The organism is Enterobacter ludwigii (assembly GCF_001750725.1).
Lineage (GTDB): Bacteria > Pseudomonadota > Gammaproteobacteria > Enterobacterales > Enterobacteriaceae > Enterobacter > Enterobacter ludwigii.
Genome location: NZ_CP017279.1, coordinates 3,022,181 through 3,041,481, shown reverse-complemented (window position 1 = coordinate 3,041,481; position 19,301 = coordinate 3,022,181). Strand labels below are relative to the sequence as shown.

The window sequence follows — 19,301 nt, the reverse complement described above, 5'->3', positions numbered from 1 at the left end:
TTAAGGAAAACAATGACTCTCAGCACAGCACACCCTATCCGCGAACAGTTCGAACACTGTCTGGCGGTTATTCGCCAGGCCTCGGTTGAAATTTTACTTCTCCTGAATGTACATGTTTCTGAGGGAAAAGATCCACGCTGGTTTCTGGAACAACTGGACAGCGCGCGTTTAGGCCTGGGGGGCTGGAATGCGGTTGCGAAGACGCTCAATTTGAATGACGCGGAGATGTCCGAATTCACGCTGCAATTGCGTCTGCTTCAGCAGCGTGTTCCTCAGTACGAAAGTGGTCAGGATGTCAGTGAAAACCAGCTGATTGCCGCGATGCGGTTTGTGACCACGCTGGAGCACCTTCGTTTGCAACAGCCTCTTCTGACCTACAGCACCGAAGTGGCGCCTGGCAGTGAACTCCAGCAGCAACAGGCGCACAAGCAGGTGCGTACAATTGAGTTGATGATAAAAGGGCTGATCCAGCAGGCCTGGCCCGATCAGGTGCGGCTGAATAACCATCTTAAAACCCTGTTTAACGCGGACCGCGTGCGGCGCTGGCTGAAGCTTGGTGACATCAATGATGTGCTGAGCGGCATGATGTTCAGTGAGCTAGCACAGATGCTGGTGGATAAAAAAGAGTTCAGCCGCTACTACGCCTCGCTGTTTAACGATCCGTCAATGCTCACGCTGATGGTGGAACCGCGGAAAACCCTGCAAACCTTCCTCGATGATATTCGGCAAATCCGCAACAATATTACCGTGCAGAAGGCGTTAAGTTCGGCGCAAATCCAGCTGCTGGATAACTACTACACGCAGATCACCCGACCGGTTCAACGTGCTTTTGAAGAGGGGAGAACCCGCGTCAACCCGGCCGGACTGATGGCTGTGGATGCCAGCGAGCTGCATGCTTTCTGGGAAAAGGCGCAGAAAATGGATCGTGTGACCGGCGGGGATCTCTTTGAGGTTCGTGACACGATTGAAAAACCGACCCAGCGCGCACCGCGCACGCCAGAACAGCGTGAGCAGCTTATTTCCGGCGCGTTATGGGGGGCGGTTGGCGTGATGGTGATTGCCATTGTGGCGGGCGGCTTCTGGCTGGTAACCAGCAGTAAACCCCAGCCTGCAGCCGGGAACGTTGCAGAAACGGCCCAGCCTCAGGAGATGCGCGAAACCCCGTCCTCGCGCGAGACGCTGTCGCGCATGGGCGTGACCTGGGACGAGAATAATTTCCGCTCGGCGATTAACCGCAATGATACCCGGGTGGCACTGCTGTTTTTGCAGGGAGGGATGGACTGGAAGCTCTCCTGGACGGAAGAGGCGATGTCGGCTGACTATGACGACGTTCTGGAGCTGATGTTGCGCTACCGACAGAACATGGTGGAACAGAAGCCGTGCCGGCGCTTTATCAACACGCTCAGCCATGCCATGTCGAATGGCGAGTCCCTGACGTCAATGCGTAAACAGTATCTGAAGGCGTTTTGCACCGTGCCTGCCGTGGTGAAGCGCCAGCAGCATGATCTGGATTTGGCGACGCGTCGGGCACAATCACAGCCGGATGCCACCACAAAAAAATGGCAGTCCATCCAGACCGCCATTTATGAAGTGATTCGTTAATCCTGTCTTCTCCCTCTCCCGGCAGGAGAGGGATGGATACGGGCATCAGACCGCAGAAGGTCACGGCTCCCCATACAACCCTATCAACCGCCGTACCACGCCGTTAGTCCAGCCGAAGCCATCCTGCAGCGGGTACTCACCCCCGCCCCCTTCGCGCGGCGTACTGCTGGCGATGTGATATTTCTCAATCAGCTTATGGTGGGCTTTATAGAAATGATTCACCGTCTGCAGCCAGCTCCAGGCAATCTCATCACCCAGCGAGTCATTGCCGTACTGTTTGAAGCCCTGAATCGCCATCCACTGCAGCGGCGCCCAGCCGTTGGGTTTATCCCACTGCTCGCCGGTCTCGTACTCGGTGGCCAGAATCCCGCCCGGCGTCAGCAGACGTGCTTTTACCGCATCAGACAAGCGTTCAGCCTGCTCGTGGGTCGCCATGCCAACGTACAGCGGCACAATGCTCGCCGCTGAGAACAGCGCCATGACCTCGCGGCGCCAGTCGTAGTCACGGTAACAGCCATTCTCGTCATCCCACAGATACCGGTTCACCGCGGCGCGGCGATCGCTGGCTTTCTGGCGGAACAGTTCCGCGGTCTCTTTATCCCCTTTCGATGCCGAAATATTGGCGATCGCGCTTTCCAGCTTGAACAGGAACGCGTTCAAATCGATAGGGATAAATTGCGTGGTGCGGATGCTGGCAAGTCGGCCAGGCTCCCGCAGCCAGCGCGAGGAGTAATCCCAGCCGGAGGCCGCGCCTGCGCGCAAATCGCGATAAACCTCATTCGGCGGACGGCCAGAGTGACGGGCGGTTTCCACATCCTCAATCCATGATTCATCACGCGGCGTGTCACGGTCGTCCCAGTAGCGGTTTAACAGCGAGCCATCCGGCATACGCACCGCGCTGCGATAGGCCTGATTAAGCAGCAGCGATTCCGCCCCGTCCATCCAGAATGCATGCTCCATTTTGAGGTGTTCAAGGTAGCGCTTTGCACCGCGCACACCATCCTCTTCAAACAGCTCCACCATCAGGGCAAATACCGGCGGCTGGGAGCGGCTGAGATAATAGGTACGGTTACCGTTCGGGATATGGCCGTAGCGTTCAATCAACCACGCGAAGTTATCCGCCATACATTTCAGCAGATCGTTACGTCCGCTCTCTGCCAGACCCAGCATGGAGAAGTAGGAATCCCAGTAATAGGTCTCGCTAAAACGCCCGCCGGGCACGATATAGGCCTGCGGCAGCGCCAGCAGAGAAGACCAGGGGATGTGGTCCTGCGGCTCGCGCGTCAGCACGGGCCACAGGCTGTCAATGTGCTCTTTTAGCGACAGGCCGGGGTCGGAGACATATTCCGTGGTATAGGTCTCTGGCAGCCAGAAGTGGTTCTCCACGAACCGGCGCAGGTCGAAATCCCGGTGGCGCCTGACCTTGCGATAGCGGATCAGAATATCCAGAGGATCCATCTTCGGGGCACAGTCGGGGAAGGTTTTGCTGTCCGCAAACAGCCGTGTCGACTGCACGTGCTCGAACAGTTCCAGATAGCGATCGGCGGGCGTCAGAGCATCAGAGGCGGGTAGCCCCTCAATCATTTCGGGTTCCGGCTCCGCCTCAATCATTTCATCCAGTTTTAACTCGCAGGGATCGGTCTCGTAGCGCAGCTCTTCTGCAATCTCGAACTCGATGTTCTCGGCAGCCTGTAGTTTCTGGTTGAACATGGCGATAAGGACCTCCGGTTGTGTGTTCAAAATAACAGTTTTTTCCGGGCGTCTTATAAGCGTAGACATTCGCTTCGGTGTTGGCTGAGGGAAATGTGCGGTTGATCACGTTTTTAAACGCGGGGTATTTGCGGAGTTAAAACAGTAATTGCCTGAAAAATAAAGGCTAAAAGGGATTTTGAGAAAGATTTATGGGGCAAATAATTCAGAGCATTCGTTGTGCAACGATTTATGTCTGAAACAAACGCCCCTCCGCAGAGGGGCATTTTGCTTAACGCATGGTGACAAATTCTTCGGCCGCTGTCGGGTGGATCGCAACGGTGTTATCGAAGTCTTTCTTGGTGGCACCCATTTTCAGTGCCACGGCGAAGCCCTGCAGGATCTCGTCCATGCCAAAGCCAATGCCGTGGATACCGACAATCTTCTCTTCCGGACCCACGCAGACCAGCTTCATGCGGCATGGCTGACGGTGAGAGGTGACGGCGGTATACATCGCGGTGAACGCGGATTTATACACTTTTACCTGGTCGTCGCCATACTGCTCGCGCGCCTGAGGTTCTGTTAAGCCCACTGTGCCGATTGGCGGGTGGCTGAAGACCACGGTCGGAATGTTACTGTAGTCCAGATGCTCTTCCGGTTTGTTGTTAAACAGACGCTCAGAGAGGCGACGGCCCGCGGCAACCGCAACCGGCGTCAGTTCGACCGCACCGGTGTTATCGCCCACCGCGTAAATGCCCGGAACGCTGGTGTTCTGGAATTTATCGACAACGATATACCCTTTCTCATCGGTTTTAACGCCCGTCGCCGCCAGGTTGAAGTTGTCGTTAGCCGGTTCACGACCAATCGCCCAGATCAGGCAATCCACGGTCTGGCTACGGCCATCTTCCAGCTCAAGCGTCAGGCTACCGTCTGCATTTTTCACGACCGCTTTTGGCACGGCGTGGGTGTGCAGCGTTGGGCCTTCGGTATTCATCACTTCGACCAGCGTATCGACGATCAGCGGGTCAAAGTTGCGCAGCGGCGCGTGTTTACGCACGAACAGGTGCGTTTCTGCGCCCAGGCCATTAATCACACCGGCCAGTTCTACGGCGATGTATCCCGCGCCCACCACGGCAACACGTTCTGGCAGAGCAGGCAGCTCGAAGAAACCGTCGGAGTCGATACCGTATTCCACACCGGGAATATCCGGGTGGCTCGGACGCCCGCCGGTCGCGATCAGGATGTGATCGGCAGTGATCGTCTCACCGTTAACTTCGATCGTCTTCGCATCAACAAAGCGCGCAAAACCATGAATAACATCGACGTTGTTCTTGCCCAGCACATTGTCGTACGAGGTATGAATACGGTCGATATAGGCAGTACGGCTGGCGATCAGCTTGTTCCAGTCAAAGTTATTGATGGTGGTGTCAAAGCCGTAATCCGGGCCATACATATGGATTGCTTCACGGATTTGGGCCGCATGCCACATCACTTTCTTCGGTACACAACCCACGTTGACGCAGGTGCCGCCCAGCGCTTTGGCTTCGATCAGCGCACATTTCTGGCCATACATGGCCGCGCGGTTGATGGAGGCGATGCCGCCGCTGCCGCCGCCGATTGCGATGTAGTCATAATGCTTAGTCATAGCTTTTATCCTTAATCGTGAATTGCCGCGATTGTATACCTGAAATCAATAGTTTCCACCGATGACTGCGATTACTCCGGCACGATCCAACTGACGGTGGCATGGCCCGTTCCGGCCGGCACCAGCGTCTTGTGCAGCCACGGCAGCACGTTGTTCATCTGCGCTTCGAGCTTCCATGGCGGGTTGATCACAATCATGCCGGAAGCGGTCATGCCGCGCTGGTCGCTGTCCGGGCGCACGGCCAGTTCAATTTGCAGAATTTTGCGGATACCGGTCGCTTCCAGGTCTTTGATCATACGTTTAATTTGCGCACGCAGCACCACCGGATACCACAGGGCATAGGTGCCCGTCGCAAAGCGTTTGTAGCCGTCGTTAATACCGCTCACTACCGCCTGATAGTCGGTTTTGATCTCATAAGGTGGGTCGATCAGCACCAGACCGCGACGGGATACCGGCGGCAGTTTGGCCTTCAGCTGCTGGTAGCCATCCGCCTTTTCCACACGGGCGCGGCTGTCTTTCTGGAATTCAGAACGCAGCAGCGGGAAGTCGCTTGGGTGCAGCTCGGTCAGCTGAAGGCTGTCCTGCTCGCGCAGCAGCTGGCGGGCAATCAACGGCGAGCCAGGGTAGTAGCGCAGCTGGCCGTTGCGGTTAAAATGATTCACCACACCAATGTAGGGCTCCAGCTCTGCCGGCAGGTCGTCCTGCTGCCAGATGCGGGCGATCCCTTCCAGGTATTCCCCGGTGCGTTCGGCATGTTCGCCGCTCAGCTGATAACGTCCCGCGCCCGCGTGGGTGTCCAGATAGAGAAACGGTTTATCTTTCTCTTTGAGTGATTCAATGATCAGGCTCTGAACGGTGTGTTTAAGGACGTCGGCGTGGTTGCCTGCGTGAAAGCTGTGGCGATAACTGAGCATGAATGATTGTGTTCCAGGTAGTAAACGTAGGCCTGATAAGCGTAGCGCCATCGGGCAAAAATAGAGCGTATCGCCACAGTATACAGAAAAGTTTATCCTGCCGCGAAAGCGCAACGTCTGGCATTGAAATCCTCTACACTTATCCCCATTCTAGATCGCGTATGCACAGCGCCGGATGCGCGCTTCATTCATCTTATTCAACAGGACAGCGTTTATGACCAATCCATTACTGACGCCTTTTTCGTTGCCACCGTTTTCTAAAATCCGCCCTGAGCATGTGGTTCCAGCCGTAACACAGGCGCTGGACAACTGCCGAGCGGCGGTAGAAAGCGTGGTGGCGCAGGGCGCGCCGTACACCTGGGAAAATCTGTGTCAGCCGCTGGCCGAAGTGGATGACGTGCTGGGACGCCTCTTCTCCCCGGTAAGCCATCTGAATTCAGTGAAAAACAGCCCGGAACTCCGTGAAGCGTATGAACAAACCCTGCCGTTGCTCTCTGAGTACAGCACCTGGGTTGGTCAACACGAGGGGCTGTACAAAGCCTATCGCGACCTGCGCGATGGCGACCACTATGCCGAACTCAACACCGCGCAGAAAAAATCGGTCGATAACGCTCTGCGTGATTTCGAACTCTCCGGCATTGGTTTGCCGAAAGAGAAACAGACCCGTTACGGTGAAATTGCGGCCCGTCTGTCTGAGCTGGGCAACCAGTACAGCAACAACGTGCTGGACGCGACCATGGGCTGGACGAAGCTGATTACCGACGAAGCCGAGCTGGCCGGTATGCCGGAAAGCGCGCTGGCGGCGGCGAAAGCGCAGGCCGAAGCGAAAGAGCAGGAAGGTTTCCTCTTAACCCTGGACATCCCGAGCTACCTGCCGGTCATGACCTACTGCGACAATCAGGCGCTGCGCGAAGAGATGTACCGTGCGTACAGCACCCGCGCCTCCGATCAGGGCCCGAATGCCGGTAAGTGGGATAACAGCCCGGTGATGGCTGAAATCCTCGCGCTGCGTCACGAGCTGGCACAGCTGCTGGGCTTTGAGAGCTACGCTTCCAAATCCCTCGCCACCAAAATGGCGGAAAATCCACAGCAGGTCCTCGATTTCCTGACTGACCTGGCGAAACGTGCGCGTCCGCAGGGCGAGAAAGAGCTGGCACAGCTGCGCGCCTTCGCGAAAGCGGAATACGGTGTCGACGAGCTGCAGCCGTGGGATATCGCCTGGTACAGTGAAAAACAGAAACAGCACCTTTACAGCATCAGCGATGAGCAGCTGCGTCCTTACTTCCCGGAAAACAAAGCCGTTAACGGTCTGTTTGAAGTGGTTAAACGCATTTACGGGATCACCGCCAAAGAACGTACCGACATCGACGTCTGGCATCCGGACGTGCGCTTCTTCGAACTGTATGACGAGAAGAACGAGCTGCGCGGGAGCTTCTACCTGGATCTGTACGCTCGCGAGAACAAACGCGGCGGAGCATGGATGGATGATTGCGTCGGGCAGATGCGTAAAGCGGACGGCTCCCTGCAGAAGCCGGTGGCGTACCTGACCTGTAACTTCAACCGTCCGGTGAATGGCAAACCTGCGCTGTTTACCCATGACGAAGTGATTACCCTGTTCCACGAGTTCGGCCACGGCCTGCACCATATGCTGACCCGTATCGAAACCGCAGGCGTTGCCGGTATCAGCGGTGTGCCATGGGATGCGGTCGAACTGCCAAGCCAGTTTATGGAAAACTGGTGCTGGGAGCCGGACGCGCTGGCGTTCATCTCCGGCCATTACGAAACCGGCGAACCGCTGCCGAAAGAACTGCTGGATAAAATGCTGGCGGCGAAAAACTACCAGGCGGCGATGTTTATCCTGCGCCAGCTGGAGTTCGGCCTGTTCGACTTCCGTCTGCACGCCGAGTTTAGTCCGGAGCAGGGGGCGAAAATCCTCGAGACGCTGGCCGAGATCAAAAAGCAGGTCGCCGTTATTCCTGGCCCAACCTGGGGCCGCTTCCCGCACGCGTTCAGCCATATCTTCGCGGGCGGCTATGCGGCAGGCTATTACAGCTACCTGTGGGCCGACGTGCTGGCGGCGGATGCGTTCTCTCGCTTTGAAGAAGAGGGCATTTTCAACCGTGAAACCGGCCAGTCGTTCCTTGATAACATCCTGACGCGCGGCGGTTCTGAAGAGCCAATGGTGCTGTTCAAACGCTTCCGTGGCCGTGAGCCGCAGCTGGATGCGATGCTTGAGCACTACGGAATTAAAGGCTAACCGTTACGTGAAGATTTGTTTAGTCGATGAAACAGGCGCCGGAGACGGCGCCTTATCTGTTCTGGCCGCCCGCTGGGGGCTGGAGCATGATGATGAAAACCTGATGGCGCTGGTGATGACGCCGGCGCATCTGGAATTACGTAAGCGTGACGAACCCAGGCTCGGCGGGATATTTGTCGATTTTGTGGGGGGCGCCATGGCGCACCGGCGCAAGTTCGGCGGCGGTCGCGGTGAAGCGGTTGCCAAAGCGGTTGGCGTCAAAGGAAGCTATCTTCCGGACGTGGTGGATGCCACGGCGGGTTTAGGGCGCGATGCGTTTGTCCTGGCCTCGGTAGGGTGTCACGTGCGGATGCTGGAGCGCAATCCGGTCGTGGCCGCGCTGCTCGACGACGGGCTGACGCGCGGCTATGCCGACCCGGAGATTGGACTGTGGCTGCAGGCGCGCTTGCAGTTGATTCACGCCTCCAGCCTGACGGCGCTGACCGATATCACTCCGCGTCCACAGGTGGTCTACCTCGACCCGATGTTCCCGCATAAGCAGAAAAGCGCGCTGGTGAAGAAAGAGATGCGGGTGTTCCAGTCGCTGGTCGGGCCGGATTTAGACGCGGATGGTTTGCTGGCACCTGCTCGTCAGCTCGCCACGAAGCGCGTGGTGGTGAAACGTCCGGACTATGCGCCGCCGCTGGCGGACGTGGCCACGGCCAATGCGGTGGTTACCAAAGGGCACCGGTTTGATATTTATTCGGGGACGCCGGAACAGGAAGGTTAGGGTGTGCGGTTTGATGCCGTCACCCCAACCCGCGCTGGAAAGAGGCTCGAACGGTTCCCTCTCCCGGTGGGAGAGGGAAAGCAGACTTACTCGTCTTCTTCGTCACGCAGTGGAACAATCAGCATATCCACATGAACGGTGTTAATCAGCTGACGCGCTGAAGACATCAGCTTGCTCCAGAAGTCCTGGTGGTGACCACAAACGACCAGGTCCATATCGTATTTCTTAATCGCATCAACCAGCACCTGACCCAGATCGCCGCTGCCGCTTAAGGTTTCGGTGATAGGGTAGCCCGCGTTGGTGGACAGTTCGCTCAGCGCGTGGTGTGTCTCTTCAGAGATGCGTTTCTGCATATCACCGAGATTGACGTCAATCAGACCGGTATAGAGGTCGGAGTAATTCACATCAACGTGGATAAGAGAAACTTTCGCGTTGTAAGGGCGTGCCATGGATACCGCTTTATCAACCAGCACTTTACTCTCCGGAGAGAGGTCTACCGCGATGAGAATGTGTTTGTAAGCCATAGTGTTACTCCTTCCTTAAGTTATCGATGACTAAATGGAAAAGCCGTCGTCTGATGCTTTCATTACGGCCCAGTAAAACATATTTTTCAAGCTTTGGTGTTGATAACGATTAACCTTGTGGCAAAAAAATTAACGGATCTCCTACACTATTTAATGAGCCGTTCGGATATTAAAACGCGAACCGGATCGACTTTTGTTCATTCTTTCACTGAACTGTCTGTCAGGGCACTGGAGTGCGGTAGCTCAGAGGCCTTGCTTCGTGGGCGTACGCCGGGGAGGATGTATGATTAGCACCGTCGCATTGTTTTGGGCGTTATGCGTGGTTTGCATAGTGAATATGGCGCGCTACTTCTCATCGTTACGTGCGCTGTTAGTGGTACTTCGTGGTTGCGATCCGTTGCTTTATCAGTATGTGGACGGTGGAGGGTTCTTCACCTCGCACGGACAGCCCAGCAAGCAGATGCGTCTGGTAGGGTATATCTATTACCAGCGCTATCGCGATCACCACGATGAAGAGTTTATTCGCCGTTGCGAGCGTCTTCGCCGTCAGTTCATTTTAACCAGCGCCCTGTGTGGTCTGGTTGTGGTCAGCATGATTGCCTTGATGATTTGGCACTGAGCATAAAAAAAGCGGGTCAGTTTCCTGACCCGCTTTTTTATCGCGTTCTGCCGATTAGATAAGCTTCAGCGAAATCCAGTACAACCCACCCGACAGCAGGATAGAGGCCGGAAGGGTAAATACCCAGGCCATCAGAATGTTGGTCACGGTTTTGCGTTGCAGACCGCCGCCGTCAACAATCATGGTCCCTGCCACGGAAGAGGAGAGTACGTGGGTGGTCGAAACTGGCATACCGGTATAGCTCGCCAGACCGATTGAAACCGCCGCCGTCATCTGCGCGGACATACCCTGCGCATACGTCATGCCTTTCTTACCGATCTTCTCGCCGATGGTGGTCGCCACACGACGCCAGCCAATCATCGTACCGATACCGAGAGCCAGTGCGACAGCCATGATGATCCAGATTGGCGCGTACTCAATAGTATTGAGCATATCGCCTTTCAGTTTCTTCAGCAGACGCTGGTCGTCAGCATTCACTTCTGGCAGCTTCGCCACTTTATCCGTGACATCAGAGATGCACAGCATAATGCGACGCAGTTGACCACGTTGCTCAACGGACAGTTTGTCGTAGCTTTCGATATTACCCAGCATGCCTTTGGCACGTTCCAGCGCGTTAATCGCGTTTGCCGGATGGCAGTGGAATTCGCCCGGCGCAGTGGTAGCGCCTGCTTCAGGAGAAGGGATCAACTGGTCAACGCCGGTTGCCTTCTTCAGCAGCTCAGGGTGTTGCTGGAAATAGATTTCAACATTGTTCACCGCATCACGGGTACGGGTGATTTCGTAACCGGAGGCGTTCATGTTGACCACGAATCCCGCCGGTGCGACGCCAATCAGTACCAGCATTACCAGACCAATGCCTTTCTGACCGTCGTTCGCGCCGTGAGAGAAGGCAACGCCGATAGCGGAAAGGATCAGGGCAATCCGCGTCCAGAATGGCGGCTTTTTCTTGCCGTCTTTCTTCTCACGCTCTGCCGGCGTCAGGTGAATACGGGAGCGTTTTTTCGTATTGCTCCAGTAACGACGCAGGATGAAAATCAATCCGCCTGCGACCACCAGACCCACGATAGGGGAGACAATCAGTGAGGCGAAAATTCCCAGCACTTTCGGGATGTTTAACGCATCAACAACCGAGGTACCGGTCATGAGGGCATTCGTTAACCCAATACCGATAATCGCGCCGATGAGGGTGTGAGAACTGGATGCAGGCAGGCCGAAATACCAGGTACCGAGGTTCCAGATAATTGCAGCAAGCAGCATTGAGAACACCATAGCGAGGCCATGGCCAGAACTAACGTTGAGAAGCAGATCCGTTGGCAACATATGCACGATCGCATATGCAACGCTCAGTCCACCCAGAAGAACACCAAAAAAGTTAAATACCGCCGCCATAACAACCGCGAGCTGCGATCGCATTGCGCGAGTGTAGATAACCGTTGCTACTGCGTTTGCAGTGTCGTGGAAGCCGTTGATCGCTTCGTAAAACAGTACAAAAACCAGAGCAAGCAATAATAAAAGCCCGGTATGTAAATCCAGGCCAGCAAACAAATGTAGCATAGGACGTTACGCCATTTTGAGGACATGAACGCGGCGCATTATCCAGGACAAATGCGCGGCGGGCAAAGTGAAATATAGCTTTTTTTTGATATAACTTCGGCTTTGTTGGCGTTAGGTAAAGAAATATATTTTATATTTCAAGTATATGACTGATATCTCGGTTAATTGCGCTGGTGTGACCACAGAGGAAACTTTACAATCCGCGGCAGTTAACGAAGAGGATTTTGACGTGGAAAGGTTTGATGCCGTGGTAATTGGCGCCGGTGCGGCGGGTATGTTTTGTGCGGCGATGGCCGGACAGGCGGGTCGTCGCGTGCTGTTGCTGGATAACGGTAAAAAGCCAGGACGTAAAATTCTGATGTCCGGTGGCGGGCGCTGCAACTTTACAAATCTCTATGTTGAACCCGCAGCTTATCTGAGCCAGAACCGTCATTTTTGCAAATCGGCCCTGGCGCGTTACACCCAGTGGGACTTTATCGACCTGGTGGGTAAGCACGGTATCGCATGGCATGAGAAGACGCTGGGCCAGCTGTTCTGTGATGACTCCGCCCAGCAGATTGTCGATATGCTGGTGGCCGAGTGCGAGAAGGGCGGCGTGGTGATGCGCCTGCGCACGGAAGTGCTGGAGGTGTCCCGCGATGAGCAGGGCTACACGCTGCAGTTAAACGGGGAAAGCGTCAGCGCCGATAACCTGGTGATTGCCAGCGGTGGCCTCTCCATGCCGGGGCTCGGTGCTTCACCATTCGGCTACAAGATTGCCGAACAGTTTGGCCTGAACGTGCTGCCCACCCGTGCGGGGCTGGTACCGTTCACCCTGCATAAGCCCCTGCTGGAACAGCTCCAGACGCTTTCTGGCGTCTCGGTGCCGTCGGTCATTACGGCTGAAGACGGTACGGTGTTCCGTGAAAACCTGCTGTTTACCCACCGTGGTCTTTCCGGCCCGGCGGTATTGCAAATTTCCAGCTACTGGCAGCCAGGGGAGTTTGTCACGGTTAACCTGCTACCCGATTGCGACCTGGAGGCTTTCCTCAACGAGCAACGCGCGGCGCACCCGAATCAAAGCCTGAAAAACACGCTGGCCATGCAGTTGCCAAAACGTCTGGTGGAATGTTTGCAGGTGCTGGGGCAGATCCCCGATGTGTCGCTCAAGCAGCTTAACAGCCGCGAACAGGCGGTGCTGGTTGAGACGTTGACAGCCTGGCGGGTGCAGCCCAACGGCACCGAAGGCTATCGCACGGCGGAAGTGACGCTTGGCGGGGTCGACACCCATGAACTCTCCTCACGCACCATGGAAGCGCGCAACGTGCCGGGGCTCTATTTTATTGGCGAAGTGATGGATGTGACCGGCTGGCTCGGCGGGTACAATTTCCAGTGGGCATGGGCAAGTGCCTGGGCGTGTGCGCAGGCGCTGTAAAATATGCATTAAAATGCCGGGGAGTGACTATTCCCCGGCGGTGACCTCATTCAGGCGATGTAAGAATTAATCCGGTATGATGTAATCCGCAATGCGGAAGGTGACTTTACCCGTCCAGCTGTTATCACGGTAAGAACCAATGGCTAGACTATCCTGGGTGAAGCCATTAAAGTTGCCAGCGGCAATGGAGGCGCCGAATTTTTCATACTGATTTTTACCCCAGTAGACTTTCGCAACGCCTTCACTCACCAGCGTATTAATATTGATCATGCCTTCATCGTCAGCATAATCATCAAGGCTTTTGCCGCCGTTGATCACATACACGGCCCCAACCTGAGTGCCGCTGGAGTTCAGCGCATTCGGATCGCCAATCACCAGATCCTTCTTACCGTCGCCGTTCAAATCCACATTACCAAGAATGCTATTCCCGAACCCTGCCAGTTTGCTGCCAGGTCTGTCGGCGTAGATAGCATAGCCATCTCGTACGCTAAAGTTTTTGTTGTAGTTAAGCCGGGTATGCGCCGCATCGAGGAACAAAGAGGAGGGCAACTTACTGCCATCAGTCTTACCTTTAATGATCCAGACCAACCCGGAGCGTTTTTTATCGATGCCAATGTCGGCAGGGGCGCTAATCGCAAAAGCGTTATAGTGAGTACTCAGGAGGTTACCTAATGGCGTGATGGTGCCGTTATTGGGCTTGTCCTGCGTATAGGCGCTATGATCATTACTCCCTTCTCCTCCCCCGGACTGACCACCAAGGAAAGCCGTCCCCATACCGTGAATACGGGTCGCTTGCGTCGCATTTAACGAGGCTATGTCGAGATTCCCCTGGTTGAAACTGCTACCGTAAACGAGATACGCCGTGCCGCGTCCGTTGGTGCCACTGTTATCGGAAACACGGCCTTCATTGACGGATTCCGGGTCGACGATCAGATAATCACTGAAACCATCGCCGTTAATATCTCCCACATCACTGATTTGCTGACCGAGGTTGTTATTAAGCGGTTTATCCGGACCGTTGGTGGCGGTCATCTGCGGGCGAATATAGGCGCCAGTCGTGGCCGGGATCTCCCAGTCGCCCAGGCTGTTGCGCTTAATATCGATGTTCTGCCACTGGTCGCCTGGCTTTTGGGCGCCATAGATAATGACAGCGCCGCCGCGTCCGCCTGTGCCTTCGATATCGCCGATAGCGAGATCAACCATCTTGTTAGCCACTGCAGAATTTTTATATTTAATTGGGCCGACTGCGGTGCCAAACCAACCACCGGTATTGGCAGAGCCTGAAGCAGTTACCGTACGGATGCGAATACCCAGGCGAGAGTCGCCATTGTCGATATCATTGAGGTCTATCTGATTAGAAAGACGTGCGCCCGTGCGGTGATGTGGCCCGCCCCAGATAATATAGACTTGATCATGCCAGTGGGAGGCAATGACTAAATCGTCATACCCATCGCCGTTAATATCACCAATTTTACGTACCGCGACGCCCATCCATTTTGTCGTCACTGAGCCAGGCTTATTCGCTTTATTGCTGTGGAAGATTTTAAGCGCGTTTTGCGGATCGAATTCACCTACGTTATTCACTTCCTGCATGGTTTTTCCGCCGGAGGTACCGAAAATAACGTACGCAAGCCCTTTCGCGCTATCTCCCCAGGGGGCTGTAATCACAATATCTTCGCCCGCGATATGCGAGCCATTGTCCTTATCGGAAAACTTACCGATCGTGGTCATTGTCATACCGAAATAATCTTTACTCTTTTCACCCTTGATGGCGAAAGGTGCAGAGTAGGGTTCGATATCGCTGGCAATAACCTGTGACGCCGTGAAGCCTGTACCTACTAAGGCTGCAACGTAAAGTGCGACACGCGTTTTATTTTTAAGTTTCATGTTTTATATCCTTATACAAATCCATTTTTAAATATCCGGCAACTCATTTTTAAAGTGCGATGAGTTACAGTGAAATAAGGTCTTTCTTTAGTGGGTTAAGTTTTTTCTCTATTTAAACTCGAAATCCAGCGTTGATGTGGCTTCAAATTTTCCCGGTTCTGGAGATTTTTCTCCTTGCTGCACGGGTGTTGCTATAATCGTGACATTACCCTCCTGTGTCGGTATCGCCGAACTGCTACCATCAATTTTATTACCGTTGTGTTCTAGTTTTATCCCTACATCGTTGCGTTCCCCTCCTTCTTTATTACGGGTTCTGATTAAACCCGCGTCATTGAAATCGGAGGTGCGAAATTTAATATTCGCCTTGCTGACATCCGCTTCGTCATCACAGGTAACCTTGAGCGGAATGCTTTTTTGCTTACTGCTGGCCTCAGGCGTGAATTCATTAGCGGTGATATCGCCAAACGGGATGTTAATGACTTCTCCACCATTAATTCTGCAGTTTGGTGGGATAGTAATACTCAATTCAAATTTGAGCTTAACAAACGGTTTTGTGAGGTCGAAGGCTCCGGATGCTTTCCGAGCGTAAATTGTAAGTAACTCTCGTTCAGGATATTCATGATGGCCTGTGATGTTCCTGGTTAACTCCAGTGAGACAGTGCCGACAGTGCCTGTGTTAAATGGATGATCTTCATGGACATCATCACAGTCGAAATTGATGTTGTTTTGATTACTGACACCCGTATTATTTTGCAGATCAACGGGGACAGGGTGGCCAACACTTCCACCAATGCCCACCTTAAAACCAATATTAATACCTTTCTCATTATCAAATGGATAGTAAATAAAATCGCCATTAGGTTTACCACTTCCCGCGCTCAGCACGTTACTGGTAAACTTAAAGTGTACGCTTTCTCTTTGGGATGAATCTCTACAAAAGCAAGTTCCCCTGAAATCTTCCCCATTATTCCAATCGCTTTGTACCACGCCGGGTATATGGTCAGCCGTAAGTTTTTTATTAATCATAAATTCTGCCGCCTGCCCTGAGTTTGATGTCGGCCAACAGCTCCCTTCGACAGCAGCAAAGGCAGGTGATCCTATTAATCCCCCTACTGCCAGGCACACAGCTAACGCTAATTTTTTCATATTCAATTCCTTAATTTATTAACGGGCTATTTGCAGGTCTGCATTAACTGCACAATTCCGCTAATCGTGGGTTCCTGGCCAGAAAGCTGATAGTGAACCTGACATCGTTGATCGGCCCTCTTACCCCAGCTTACGTCTAGCGTCCCTTTGTCCGCCATCCCGGTCAGGAATACGCTGCCTTCATCACCCACAATGCTGCTGATGGCGTTTTGAGAAACAACGGCGCCGAAGGGGATCGGTTTGCCCTGCGAATTTGTCAGCGTCATCATCAGGCGTTTACCTACCGCCGTGCTGAAACGTGCCCGAACGATGGCTCCCCGGGTGGGAACGACCTTATGGCTATTGCTTTCCAGTTCAACATCATCTGGGAGCGTGTCGGGACGAAGTTGGATTGTGCTCTCCTGATAAGGCGCCAGGTAAGGCACCACGGCATAGCCCCGGGAGTCGGTGCTTACGCCAGCGTGGTTACGCAAGCTGACGCCTGCCGCATCCGGCGCTTCAACCAACGCGACCGTTTCACCCAGCGATTGCGCCAGCGTGACGCCATGCGGATGAACCAGCACGCCCCCTCGCAGGTTATAATTCAGTCGCTGTGCGTCCCGGCTATAACCATACCCGGCGCCAACCTGCGCATAGCGTCCGCTATAGCTAAGCGATGCATCGCTGCTGTTTGCCTGGCTGCCTGGGTTGATGTTCTGTTGTACGCTCCAGTTAAGATTATTGTCCTCAAGGGCGCTGCCGCTCAGGGAAACGCTATGACCAGGCGCGCGGTTTTCAGCTGCGGAAAATGAGTAACCGGCGCGCGCGGAGCGGAGCCATTTGTCCAGGGGAACGCTCACGCTCAGGCTGAACAGATTGTCCTGGTTATAGCGACGCTGGTTATCCTCTTTCGTCACGTTCAGGTGATGGCTGTAATTCAGGCTATAGCTGATCCCGTTCCAGCTATTGCCATAGCCCAGCGTGGCGGAGGTGGTGCGTTTTTTGCTGGTGTGGTATTCCTCGCTCACCAGCATGGAGGAGAGGTAGCCGAGGTTATTTCCCAGGTTTTGGTTAAGCGTCAGTTCTGTACGGCTACGACGTCGTTCCGGAAGCGAGTGCTGCGAGTGATAACTACTCAGCGTTTCACCCAGCGTGTAGTAATCGGCCGTTGAGTAGCGATAACCCGCAATCGCAACGTTAGTGCCGGTAGACAGCAGATTTTTGTTATAGCGAAGGCGTAGCGACTGCCCCCGATTTTTCTCTGCCTGTTTAGTGGTTGCCCAGGCCTGGGTAATATCAAATGACAGTGCGCCAAAATCGCCCAGGTTTTTTCCCATGCCAAAGAGCAGGGACTGGTATTTACTGGCGGCCTGCATGCCGCCGTATATCGAGGTTTCCCACGGAAGACCGTAAATCAGGCTTCCTTGTGAAAACGGCGCATTTTCAGCATCGCTGCTGCTGGAACGGTAGGTGCCGCTAATGACTTCATATTTATATTGTCCTTCACGCTGCATAATCGCTAACGACGCGTAAGGCACTAAAGAGACTTGCTCGCTTCCATCCGCCTCTTTCACCACAACTTTCAGCTCGCCGCTGCTGCCAAGGTAAAGATCGTTGATGACAAACTCGCCGGGCGGTACATAGCTTTGATAAATGCTATAACCGTTCTGGAAAATGGTGACCTGGGCATTCGTGCGGGCAATACCGCGGATCACAGGGGCATAGCCCCGCAAACTGCCTGGAAGCATCTGTTCGTCGGAATAGAGCTGCACGCCGCGAAACGGCGTACTGTCAAAGACGTCAGAGGTAGAACTATTATCTCCGACAATCAGCTGGCTGTTCAGGGCGGTAATATCGCGCTGCAAATAGGTATAGATGGAGTCCCAGCGACCAGCTTGGCCCTGACTATTACTCCAGGTCGAAAAATTGCGTAAACGCCATGGACCAACATTCAGTCCCGGACGCAGGCTGAGATACTGACTATCGGTTCCTGTCCCGTTGTTCGATGTCCAGCTGGCACCGCTGTAGTTGTAGCTGAGCGTGAGGCCTGGAATACCCTGTTCCCGACGAGCAGGATCGATGTAGCCGTGAGCCTGATTGTCCAGGGCCGCCTGAGGGAGGCTGAGCCTCAATGCCTGCTCGCTGAAATCAAATTCACTGCTCGCGTGAGGAATAGCCGACAGATTCGCACAGCTCTTGGTATCGTCCTGCAGCAATGGGAAGGCCGCCGTTTTAACGCCAAGCGACTGGAGCACCTCTTTGCTAAGACATGGTGCGAGGATATTTTTATGCTGCGCGTTCTCTTCGAGTCGAAACGTGATATCGCGCGTGTCGATCATTTTATTGTTGAGGAAGAGATCAACACGATAAACGCCAGGAGTCTGGCTTTCTTTATTCTCAAAGAGAGAAAGATCGACAGCGGTACGCGGCGCGCCCCCTGTTTCCAGAAAGGCTGGGTCGAAATAATCACTGGCGTATAATGCGCTGGGTAATATCCAGGCAAAGCAAAGCACCGGACGAATGCCCCAAAATATAGTCATGAAAAATACCCCTGCGAGGTTATTGTGTTAAAATTGTTATTCTATTTTTTGCGTTATTATCTGGCTGTTGCCGCCATAATCATTGATATATTTCCAGTGTACGGTTGCGTTGTTTTTTAGTGGCGAGTTATTCAGCGTAAATGCTTTGCTGCTTTTAGGCTCCAGCATGTCAAACTCTGACCATTTTTTGTTATTGATCGTCACCTCTGCAAAAGAAATGTAATATGAAGAGTTATTGCGTACGATGAGCTCATTATTTTCAATAGACCACCGAACGTTCTTGCCGATGTCAGCCGGTTCATCCGCTAAATTCGTCGGACGATAAAATAATTTGACCCGGGTATTTACCGCTATTTGAAGTTTGTTGATATCCTCTCTTGATGAGGACGGGATCGATTTAACGTTGAGCCAGAAAAGGGACTCGCGATCCTGCGGTAACGTTGTGCCGGTATAGATAATACGTAGCGCGTTGGCTTTGCCTGCATCCATGCGGAAAAGCGGTGGCGTCACAACAAACGGGGCTTTGGTAGCCTGTGAATCATTGCCCTGTACCCAGCTTTGGACCAGAAACGGGGTTGCAGTATTATTTCTGACGTTAATATTGCTCTCTTTCTTATCAGCATCATAGACCACACGCGTGTTGGATAAGGTCACACTGGCGTGTGATATATAAGAGCCAAAGAGCAGGGCCAGCAGCGTCAGATTGCGTTTCCTTAACATAAAACATCCTTGCGTTCCGGGCTATTATTCATTGCCCGGAAC

Annotated in this window: 14 protein-coding genes; 5 read left to right on the top strand and 9 right to left on the bottom strand. The window is 53.9% G+C overall.

Going from position 1 to position 19,301, the window contains the following annotated elements; genetic code table 11:
- Nucleotides 1-12 precede the first annotated feature (12 nt).
- A complete protein-coding gene (locus BH714_RS14330) occupies nucleotides 13-1,602 on the top strand; it encodes an STY4199 family HEPN domain-containing protein (protein WP_014172075.1) in 1,590 nt (529 codons plus the stop codon).
- Between the two features lie 60 nt (nucleotides 1,603-1,662).
- On the opposite strand, the gene BH714_RS14325 is transcribed toward BH714_RS14330, so the two are convergent.
- From BH714_RS14325 to BH714_RS14315, 3 genes are all read right to left on the bottom strand, one after another.
- Entirely contained in the window at nucleotides 1,663-3,312 is a 1,650-nt protein-coding gene (locus BH714_RS14325) for an alpha,alpha-trehalase (RefSeq protein ID WP_020884498.1), read from the bottom strand.
- 271 nt (nucleotides 3,313-3,583) lie between these two features.
- A complete protein-coding gene (gene gorA / locus BH714_RS14320) occupies nucleotides 3,584-4,936 on the bottom strand; it encodes a glutathione-disulfide reductase (RefSeq protein WP_032680113.1) in 1,353 nt (450 codons plus the stop codon).
- A gap of 71 nt (nucleotides 4,937-5,007) precedes the next feature.
- The gene (locus BH714_RS14315) at nucleotides 5,008-5,850 is read right to left on the bottom strand and encodes a 23S rRNA (adenine(2030)-N(6))-methyltransferase RlmJ (protein WP_020884500.1); all 843 of its coding nucleotides are present in this window, start codon (nucleotides 5,848-5,850) and stop codon (nucleotides 5,008-5,010) included.
- A 214-nt stretch (nucleotides 5,851-6,064) separates the two neighbouring features.
- Here BH714_RS14315 and prlC point away from each other — a divergent pair, with 214 nt between their 5' ends.
- Nucleotides 6,065-8,107 carry an oligopeptidase A gene (gene prlC / locus BH714_RS14310; RefSeq protein WP_032680115.1) on the top strand — a complete coding sequence of 681 codons (2,043 nt, stop codon included), beginning with the start codon at nucleotides 6,065-6,067 and terminating at the stop codon, nucleotides 8,105-8,107.
- Nucleotides 8,108-8,114: 7 nt separating this feature from the next.
- Complete coding sequence (rsmJ, locus tag BH714_RS14305) at nucleotides 8,115-8,876, top strand: 16S rRNA (guanine(1516)-N(2))-methyltransferase RsmJ (RefSeq protein ID WP_040018266.1); 762 nt, start codon at nucleotides 8,115-8,117, stop codon at nucleotides 8,874-8,876.
- 86 nt (nucleotides 8,877-8,962) lie between these two features.
- On the opposite strand, the gene uspA is transcribed toward rsmJ, so the two are convergent.
- The gene (gene uspA, locus BH714_RS14300) at nucleotides 8,963-9,400 is read right to left on the bottom strand and encodes a universal stress protein UspA (protein WP_003861223.1); all 438 of its coding nucleotides are present in this window, start codon (nucleotides 9,398-9,400) and stop codon (nucleotides 8,963-8,965) included.
- Nucleotides 9,401-9,683: 283 nt separating this feature from the next.
- Here uspA and uspB point away from each other — a divergent pair, with 283 nt between their 5' ends.
- Nucleotides 9,684-10,019 carry a universal stress protein UspB gene (uspB, locus tag BH714_RS14295; RefSeq protein WP_003861224.1) on the top strand — a complete coding sequence of 112 codons (336 nt, stop codon included), beginning with the start codon at nucleotides 9,684-9,686 and terminating at the stop codon, nucleotides 10,017-10,019.
- Between the two features lie 54 nt (nucleotides 10,020-10,073).
- On the opposite strand, the gene pitA is transcribed toward uspB, so the two are convergent.
- Complete coding sequence (gene pitA, locus BH714_RS14290) at nucleotides 10,074-11,573, bottom strand: inorganic phosphate transporter PitA (protein WP_014172068.1); 1,500 nt, start codon at nucleotides 11,571-11,573, stop codon at nucleotides 10,074-10,076.
- A 229-nt stretch (nucleotides 11,574-11,802) separates the two neighbouring features.
- Between pitA and BH714_RS14285 the strand changes: the two genes are divergently transcribed.
- Entirely contained in the window at nucleotides 11,803-12,987 is a 1,185-nt protein-coding gene (locus BH714_RS14285) for a BaiN/RdsA family NAD(P)/FAD-dependent oxidoreductase (protein ID WP_040019065.1), read from the top strand.
- 66 nt (nucleotides 12,988-13,053) lie between these two features.
- Here BH714_RS14285 and BH714_RS14280 read toward each other — a convergent pair whose 3' ends face one another.
- From BH714_RS14280 to BH714_RS14265, 4 genes are all read right to left on the bottom strand, one after another.
- Nucleotides 13,054-14,874, bottom strand: coding sequence for an integrin alpha (locus tag BH714_RS14280; RefSeq protein WP_040018265.1), 1,821 nt, complete (start codon nucleotides 14,872-14,874; stop codon nucleotides 13,054-13,056).
- A 108-nt stretch (nucleotides 14,875-14,982) separates the two neighbouring features.
- Nucleotides 14,983-16,020, bottom strand: a complete 1,038-nt coding sequence (locus tag BH714_RS14275; RefSeq protein ID WP_040018264.1) for a fimbrial protein — start codon at nucleotides 16,018-16,020, stop codon at nucleotides 14,983-14,985.
- A 26-nt stretch (nucleotides 16,021-16,046) separates the two neighbouring features.
- On the bottom strand, nucleotides 16,047-18,539 hold the full coding sequence (locus BH714_RS14270) for a fimbria/pilus outer membrane usher protein (protein WP_040018261.1): 2,493 nt from the start codon (nucleotides 18,537-18,539) through the stop codon (nucleotides 16,047-16,049).
- Nucleotides 18,540-18,575: 36 nt separating this feature from the next.
- Nucleotides 18,576-19,259, bottom strand: coding sequence for a fimbrial biogenesis chaperone (locus tag BH714_RS14265; protein WP_040018259.1), 684 nt, complete (start codon nucleotides 19,257-19,259; stop codon nucleotides 18,576-18,578).
- Nucleotides 19,260-19,301 lie beyond the last annotated feature (42 nt).

Excerpts from the sequence above, each read along its gene's own strand:
- BH714_RS14330 (WP_014172075.1), top strand. The coding sequence starts at position 13 with ATGACTCTCAGCACAGCACACCCTATCCGCGAACAGTTCGAACACTGT.
- BH714_RS14325 (WP_020884498.1), bottom strand. The coding sequence starts at position 3,312 with ATGTTCAACCAGAAACTACAGGCTGCCGAGAACATCGAGTTCGAGATT.
- gorA (WP_032680113.1), bottom strand. The coding sequence starts at position 4,936 with ATGACTAAGCATTATGACTACATCGCAATCGGCGGCGGCAGCGGCGGC.
- BH714_RS14315 (WP_020884500.1), bottom strand. The coding sequence starts at position 5,850 with ATGCTCAGTTATCGCCACAGCTTTCACGCAGGCAACCACGCCGACGTC.
- prlC (WP_032680115.1), top strand. The coding sequence starts at position 6,065 with ATGACCAATCCATTACTGACGCCTTTTTCGTTGCCACCGTTTTCTAAA.
- uspA (WP_003861223.1), bottom strand. The coding sequence starts at position 9,400 with ATGGCTTACAAACACATTCTCATCGCGGTAGACCTCTCTCCGGAGAGT.
- uspB (WP_003861224.1), top strand. The coding sequence starts at position 9,684 with ATGATTAGCACCGTCGCATTGTTTTGGGCGTTATGCGTGGTTTGCATA.
- pitA (WP_014172068.1), bottom strand. The coding sequence starts at position 11,573 with ATGCTACATTTGTTTGCTGGCCTGGATTTACATACCGGGCTTTTATTA.
- BH714_RS14280 (WP_040018265.1), bottom strand. The coding sequence starts at position 14,874 with ATGAAACTTAAAAATAAAACGCGTGTCGCACTTTACGTTGCAGCCTTA.
- BH714_RS14275 (WP_040018264.1), bottom strand. The coding sequence starts at position 16,020 with ATGAAAAAATTAGCGTTAGCTGTGTGCCTGGCAGTAGGGGGATTAATA.
- BH714_RS14270 (WP_040018261.1), bottom strand. The coding sequence starts at position 18,539 with ATGACTATATTTTGGGGCATTCGTCCGGTGCTTTGCTTTGCCTGGATA.
- BH714_RS14265 (WP_040018259.1), bottom strand. The coding sequence starts at position 19,259 with ATGTTAAGGAAACGCAATCTGACGCTGCTGGCCCTGCTCTTTGGCTCT.